The sequence below is a fragment of the Boseongicola sp. genome (assembly GCF_057460485.1).
On sequence record NZ_JBVCWP010000216.1, the window covers coordinates 1 to 6,561 of the forward strand.

The window sequence follows — 6,561 nt, forward strand, 5'->3', positions numbered from 1 at the left end:
ATTGTTCTCGGTCATGAAGTCGCCGGAACCGTGTGCGACATTGGCCCCAACGTCACCAGTCTCAAACCCGGTGATCGGGTTGCCCTTAACCCAAGCCATCCATGCGGCGACTGCAAATTCTGCTCAACCGGCTTGTTCCAGCACCGCCTGAACATGCGGTTTTTTGGGTCCGCTTTGCGGTTTCCCCATGAACAAGGCGCATTTCGCGATCAGATGGTGGTGGGCGCCGCGCAGTGCGTTCCGGTCAAGGACAGCGTCACAATGGCAGAGGCGGCCTGTGCCGAGCCGCTTGCCGTCTGCCTGCACGCCAGAAACCGCGCACCCGACCTTCGGGGCCGTCGTGTTCTGGTCACCGGAGCCGGACCGATCGGCGTTCTATGTGCCGCCCTTGCAGTTGAAGCCCGAGCAAGTGAGGTCGTTGTCACAGACTTGCAGGATACTCCTTTGAAAGTTGCCCAGCAGATGGGAGCAACGCGGGTCATCAACATCGCAGTCAACCCGTCCGGACTTGAGGTTTATTCAACCGACAAGGGCCGTTTCGACGTCGCTTTTGAATGCTCCGCCGCGGCACCCGCGATCCAAAGCGCGATCAACGTCGTCCATCCCCAAGGCACGGTCATTCAGGTTGGTGTGACAGGTGATGTGGCGGTTCCCATCAACATTCTGGTCGGTAAAGAGATCAGCTTTCTCGGCTCTCATCGCTTTCACAGTGAATTTGCTGCCGCCGTGGACCTTATCGGCAATCGCGCCATTGATCTCAGCCCGATGATCACCGGGACGTTTCCGCTGGAGGACGCCGTGGAGGCATTCGAGATTGCGGGGGATCGTAGCCGTGCGGTTAAAACCCAGCTCTCCTTTGCAACCGAGTAAATTGTGAAAAATGGTTTCTGCAATGACAGTGAAGCTGCCCTGTATGCCGCACCGAGGTGCTTTGTCACGTTAACCCAGATGAACCAATTAGGACGCCGCGATCTGAGATTAGGCTGCCACAATCTTACACCATTCAGCGAATGCTTTGGCGCGGGTTTGACGAAGAGTTCGGTGAAAGATTAGATGGCGCTGTAAATTGAATTGGTTGTAGTTGGCGTCGTGGACGGACAGAAATCGCTGTATTTATTCGGGTATTTTTAAACCGTTCTTGTCGGCGCGTCGGCCCCTTCCCCTTGGATTTGCAAACAAACCAGTGCCGGGCATAAGTCGCCGCCCTGCCCGTCTCAAGCAGAGTTCCTGCTACAAGATCCGATCAATCCAACTCTGCAATCAGTTCGTCCGTAGTAATCTGCCGGCAATAGCCTTTAATCGCATTAAGCGACGCCGCTTGCCGGGCCTCCGAGAACGTCGCACAGGCGTCCCAAATGACGCTTTCGACGTATTGATCGGTCAGAACTCCCGAAAGGAGCAACTGCTGAATGCCGAGGTTTCGCAGGATATAGTCGCTTTTGTTGTCGTTGAACGCGGCCGGGTTCTCGCCCAGCTGGAAAACGGCGATCTTCGCACATCTGGTTTGGATCGTTCCCATCGTCACTCTTGGCATCTCGATCCGCTTCTTCGGCTACGATCCCGCACAGAAAGAAGCCGCTCGCGATCTGGGCGCGAACAGCTGGCAAGTCGTGAGAGAGAGCTCGCTGCCCGCCCTATGGCCCGGCATCTTTTCAGGGGGACTGTTCGCGTTCCTTCTGTCCTGGTCAAATCTGCCCCTGTCGATCTACACTTCGGGACCGGACACCCCGCTTCCAGTGTGGCTGTTCACCAAGACCGCCACGAACTACTCTCCTCTGCTGCCATCGGTCGCCGTGATCGGAACACTGGTCTCCGCGGCGCTGGTTGTGTCGCTTGCTTTAACCATGTTCGTGGTGCGCCGGGTTCAGGGTCGGTTCTGATTAAGAACGCCAGCTGATATCGCCGGATTGCAGGAACGCTGTCCATCCGCCGCACCAAAGTCGGCAACGTCAGACTAAACGGATCCGCTCGTTCTGCTGCCACCCTGAGCGTTTGCGCTCGGACGTAATTTCTTTGTTTGCTTGATAAGCATCAAACAGCGTGACGCGAAAGAGGCTGATATTCCTCGTCCAAACGCTAGTAGATGAGTATCGTCTGACAGTGCCCCCATGGCCGATGTTCTAAATCAACCCTACAAAGATGTTATAGGAACGCATGCAAGCCTCGCGGTCGCTGCGAAACAGGAGTTGCGCCAATGGTAGAGCCAGAAACATTTAGGTTCCTTGCAGATCTCGCAGTGAACAACCGCAAATCCTGGATGGACGAGCACCGTGATGAGCGCGACGCCGCTCTGCGTAATTTCACCGGCATCGCTATGACACTGCACGATTATGCTGATCGCTTTGACCCTTTCCTGGCCGAGGCGGGGATCAAACCAAAGCAAAGCTATACCAAGTTTTTTCAAGAGCCGCGGGACCGCATCGGACGTGCTCTATACCGCTCGGGCGTGGATATTTTTGCCAATGCCGGTCATCCCGCAGAAGACTTCGGATACTACCTCCATATCGAGCCAGGAAGTTGCCACGCAGGCGCCGCGCTTTTCCAACCCTCTAAGGCGGCACTCGCGCGGTTACGGAAGCGTCTGGTTGATGATCCGGAGGGCCTGAAAGACCTGTTGGCTGATCCTGAGTTCAAGAAGGCTTTCCCAGACGGTGTGGTCACACGAAAAGCGTTGGGTGCAGTGCCGGACGGCTTTGTAAGTAGCGATCCAGCGGCACCCTATTTGAAAATGGTCGGCCTGGGATGCCGCAAAGACTTGCCGGACGCGCTCCTGCTCGACGACAAGGTGATCGATCTCCTAATCGAGATCTTTCGCGCCGCCAGCTCAATGGTGCGCCACTTCGACTGATTGCGCACAAGAAAGTGCCGGCTTTATGCATTATCGAAGCATCCGATGACCAACGTTATTGAGCGTCGGGCGGGCCTAGTCATTTTAAGTGAGAATATTCAGTGGCTAACATTATCCGCAAGCTGCGACTTGAAATGGTGACAGGCCACGGCTCTCAGGTCTGACACAGGCTGTATGAGGGGCTGCGTCACGCTACAAATCTCGCTAGAAAGGGGACAACGCGGGTGAAAATAGCACCCTGTAGGTGGCGCTAGCGGCGAAGGGACTTCACCTTCGATGGTGTCGAAATAGACCAGCTCCTCCGCATCTAGCACCAGCTTGGGCACACTGCCGAACAGGGCCGCAGTATATGGATGGGCAGGCGTGCCGAATACCTGTGCCACCGGCCCCAATTCAACGATCCGTCCCAGATACATGACCGCCACGCGATCGCTGACATGCTGCACCACGCTCAAATCATGGCTAATGAAAACGGATGTCAGTTTCAGATCACGGGTGAGCTCCAGAAACAGGTTGATGATCTGCGCCTGAATCGACACGTCCAGCGAGGCCACAGGCTCATCGCAGATCAGCACATCAGGCTGCATCGCAAGTGCGCGGGCAATCGCGATCCGCTGACGCTGACCACCTGAGAACTGGTGCGGATAGCGGTCGACCCACACGGGGTCCAGCCCCACACGTTCGAACCATTTGCTGACATATCTGCCGGCTTCCGACTTGTTCGTCAGGCCATGGGCGATAGGGCCTTCGGCGACGGTATCGCCTACCTTCATGCGCGGATCGAGGCTGGCAAAAGGGTCTTGAAAAACAGTTTGCACGCGGGTCGTGATCTTGGAGCCGTTCTCCATCACTGGCGCGCCGTCGATGGCCACCGTCCCGGAGGTCGGCGGCAGAATGCCCGCAATCACGCGCCCAAGTGTAGACTTGCCGCAACCAGACTCGCCGACCAACCCCAAGGTTTCTCCCTTGTGGACCGACAGGGTAACATCCGATACCGCGCGGACCGAGCGGGTCTCAACCTTGGCACCCAACTTGGCGGCTATCTTTTCGCCTGTGCTCAGATTGGGACCGAACAGGCGGCTGACATTGTCGACGGTCAAGAACGCGCTCATGCAGGAACCTCGGTGTCTTGTCCCACTGGATGAAAGCAACGCCAGCCGCGGCCATCTTGCAGGGTCATCTCCGGGTCTGTTCCACATCTTTTGGTCGAACGATCACAGCGCGGCGCGAAGGGGCAGCCGCGCGGCAGAGACAACAGAGACGGCGTGGTGCCGGGGATTTGGGTCAGCGGCACACCGGGTTTCGCCGTCGCGGGGAGCGAGCCGATCAGACCGGCAGTATATGGATGGCGCGGATCACGCAGCAGCTTGGCGGTCGGACCCTGTTCGACGATCCGTCCCGCGTACATCACCGCTAGCTTACTGGCGAGACTGGAGACCACGGCCAGATCGTGACTGATCCATATCAGCGCGGTGCCGGTTTCGCGGGCAAGGTCGCGCATCTGGAACAGAATCTGCGCCTGAATGGAAACATCCAGCGCCGTCGTCGGCTCATCAGCCACGATGACAGCTGGATGGTGCAAGAGGGCAATAGCAATTGCCACGCGCTGCCGCATGCCGCCGGAAAACTCATGTGGATAGGCCCGCAGCCGCGCAGAGGCTGACGGGATTCCCACTTGGGTCAGCAAGTCCGCCGCACGCGCTTCGGCTGCACGGGCGCTCAGGCGCTCGTGTGCGTCAATCGCAAGTCTCATCTGCTGGCCGATGGTCAGCATTGGGTTCAGCGTCGCAATCGGGTCCTGAAAAATCATCGAAATCTCTCGGCCCCGGCGGGCGCGCAGGGCCTTTTCCGACAAGGTCGTCAGCTCAGTCCCGTTGAGTTTAATGGAGCCCGCAACGATGCGTCCCGGTGCATCAACCAGCCCCAGAAGGGAAAAGCCAGTGACCGTCTTGCCCGATCCGCTTTCGCCCACCAGTCCCATGATCTCGCCCTTGGCCAAATCAAAGGATACGCCATCCACCGCCTTCACCACGCCTGCACGCGTAAAAAAATGGGTGCTCAGGTTTTCAACGCTCAGGACAGGATCGGTCATTTGCGCAGCCTTGGATTGAATTGATCGCGCACCTGATCACCTACGATATTAATCGCCACGATCAGTATAATTAGGGCGACGCCGGGGTAGACCGAGATCCAGTAGCGCCCGCTCATCATGTACGGGAATCCGTTCGCGATTAACATGCCGAGCGAGGGTTCGGTGACCGGCAGGCCAAGCCCCAAGAAGCTCAGTGTGGCTTCAAGAGAAATCGAATTAGCGATCTGCACTGTCGCCACCACGATCAACGGTGGGGTGCAATTAGGCAGCAGATGTCTCAGCACTACCAACCGTCCGCTGAGCGGAGTGGCAAGGGCGGCCTCTATATAGTCCTTGCCACGCTCAGCCTTGGCAGCACCGTAGGCGGTGCGCGCGAAGTAGGCATATTGCGCGGCGACCAGCGCCCCAATTAGCTGCGTCTTGCCCTGCCCCAGAAGTGCGACGATCACCAGCGCCAGCAAGATCGCCGGGAAGGAAAGCTGCAAGTCGACCAACCGCATGATCAGTGCTTCAATCCGACCGCCGACATAGGCCGCCGTGATCCCCAGCGCTGTACCAATAGTGAGCGAAACCAAGCCAGCGGCCAGCCCAATCTGAATGGAGATCCGAAGCCCATAAAAGATCGCCGACAGTAGGTCTCGTCCCTGTGGATCGGTGCCCAAGATATGCGTATACCCGCCCGACCCCACAAATCCCGGCGGTCTGCGGCTGTCCATCAACGATAGGTTCGCCAGATCATAGGGGTTCTGAGGCGAAACGACTGACGCGAACAGCGCGAGCAAGATCAGCGCGACCACGACGACCAAAGCCACAACGGCGATCTTGTTTTCGCGATACTCCGCCCAGAAACGGCGCAGTGGGGTGCTTTCAGCGCTCATGCCGATGCCCCATGCCGCACGCGTGGATCGATCAGCGCAAAGATTAGATCAATCACGAAATTGATAGTCACAAATAGAAAGGCAACCAGGATCAGATAGGCAACCATGACAGGCCGATCCAGCACACCGATACTGTCGATGATCAGCTTGCCAACACCGGGCCATGAAAAGATCGTCTCAGTCACAACAGCAAAGGCAAGCGTCGATCCCAGCTCAAGCCCGAAGACCGTGATGATCGGAATGGAGATGAGTTTCAGCAAGTGGCGGCGCAGGATGGTGCCTTCTGACAGGCCTGCGGCGCGGGCGAATTTGATTGTATCGGTCAGCATGATCTCCCGCGTCCCAGCGCGCGCCAAACGGATCATCATTGCCAGTTTGAATAGCGCCAAGTTGACGGCTGGCAACACGATATGGGACAGGCCGTTCAATGTTGGAAAGGACCAGCGGACTCCCCAGATCTCCACTGTCTCGCCCCGTCCACCTGCAGGCAACCAGCCAAGATTAACCGCAAAAAACAGAATCAGGATCAGTCCCACCCAGAAAGATGGCACCGAAAACCCAAGCACAGATACCGCCATGATCGTCTTGGAAATCCAGCTGTCGGGCCGGTAACCTGCATAGATGCCTAGGCTAACTCCCAAAAATGTGGCCGAAATGACCGAGATCAGAACCAGCTCAAGTGTCGCGGGCAGACGTCCGCCAATCAGCTCTAGCACAGGAATATTATAGACAAATGATCGCCC

At 57.3% G+C, this 6,561-nt stretch carries 8 protein-coding genes; 3 read left to right on the forward strand and 5 right to left on the reverse strand.

Annotation, left to right across the window (positions count from 1 at the left end):
• Positions 1–870, forward strand: an 870-nt coding sequence (locus AC221Y_RS18195; RefSeq protein ID WP_486707954.1) for an L-idonate 5-dehydrogenase, incomplete at its 5' end; no start/stop codon positions are given.
• Between the two features lie 373 nt (positions 871–1,243).
• On the opposite strand, the gene AC221Y_RS18200 is transcribed toward AC221Y_RS18195, so the two are convergent.
• Positions 1,244–1,402 (reverse strand): hypothetical protein, encoded by a 159-nt coding sequence (locus AC221Y_RS18200; RefSeq protein ID WP_486707955.1) that lies wholly within the window; start codon positions 1,400–1,402, stop codon positions 1,244–1,246.
• 37 nt (positions 1,403–1,439) lie between these two features.
• Here AC221Y_RS18200 and AC221Y_RS18205 point away from each other — a divergent pair, with 37 nt between their 5' ends.
• Together AC221Y_RS18205 and AC221Y_RS18210 are read left to right on the forward strand one after the other, a co-directional pair.
• Positions 1,440–1,880: an ABC transporter permease gene (locus AC221Y_RS18205; RefSeq protein ID WP_486707956.1), complete on the forward strand. Its 441-nt coding sequence runs from the start codon at positions 1,440–1,442 to the stop codon at positions 1,878–1,880.
• Between the two features lie 314 nt (positions 1,881–2,194).
• The gene (locus AC221Y_RS18210; protein WP_299756303.1) at positions 2,195–2,848 is read left to right on the forward strand and encodes a DUF2461 domain-containing protein; all 654 of its coding nucleotides are present in this window, start codon (positions 2,195–2,197) and stop codon (positions 2,846–2,848) included.
• A gap of 98 nt (positions 2,849–2,946) precedes the next feature.
• On the opposite strand, the gene AC221Y_RS18215 is transcribed toward AC221Y_RS18210, so the two are convergent.
• The 4 genes from AC221Y_RS18215 to AC221Y_RS18230 form a co-directional block, all read right to left on the reverse strand.
• Positions 2,947–3,960 (reverse strand): ABC transporter ATP-binding protein, encoded by a 1,014-nt coding sequence (locus tag AC221Y_RS18215; protein WP_299756306.1) that lies wholly within the window; start codon positions 3,958–3,960, stop codon positions 2,947–2,949.
• Positions 3,957–4,940 (reverse strand): ABC transporter ATP-binding protein, encoded by a 984-nt coding sequence (locus AC221Y_RS18220; protein WP_299756309.1) that lies wholly within the window; start codon positions 4,938–4,940, stop codon positions 3,957–3,959. Before AC221Y_RS18220 ends, AC221Y_RS18215 begins: the two co-directional genes overlap by 4 nt.
• Positions 4,937–5,818: an ABC transporter permease gene (locus AC221Y_RS18225; protein WP_299756312.1), complete on the reverse strand. Its 882-nt coding sequence runs from the start codon at positions 5,816–5,818 to the stop codon at positions 4,937–4,939. Before AC221Y_RS18225 ends, AC221Y_RS18220 begins: the two co-directional genes overlap by 4 nt.
• The coding region (locus tag AC221Y_RS18230; protein ID WP_486707957.1) for an ABC transporter permease at positions 5,815–6,561 on the reverse strand (747 nt) is incomplete at its 5' end. The genes AC221Y_RS18230 and AC221Y_RS18225, both read right to left, overlap by 4 nt.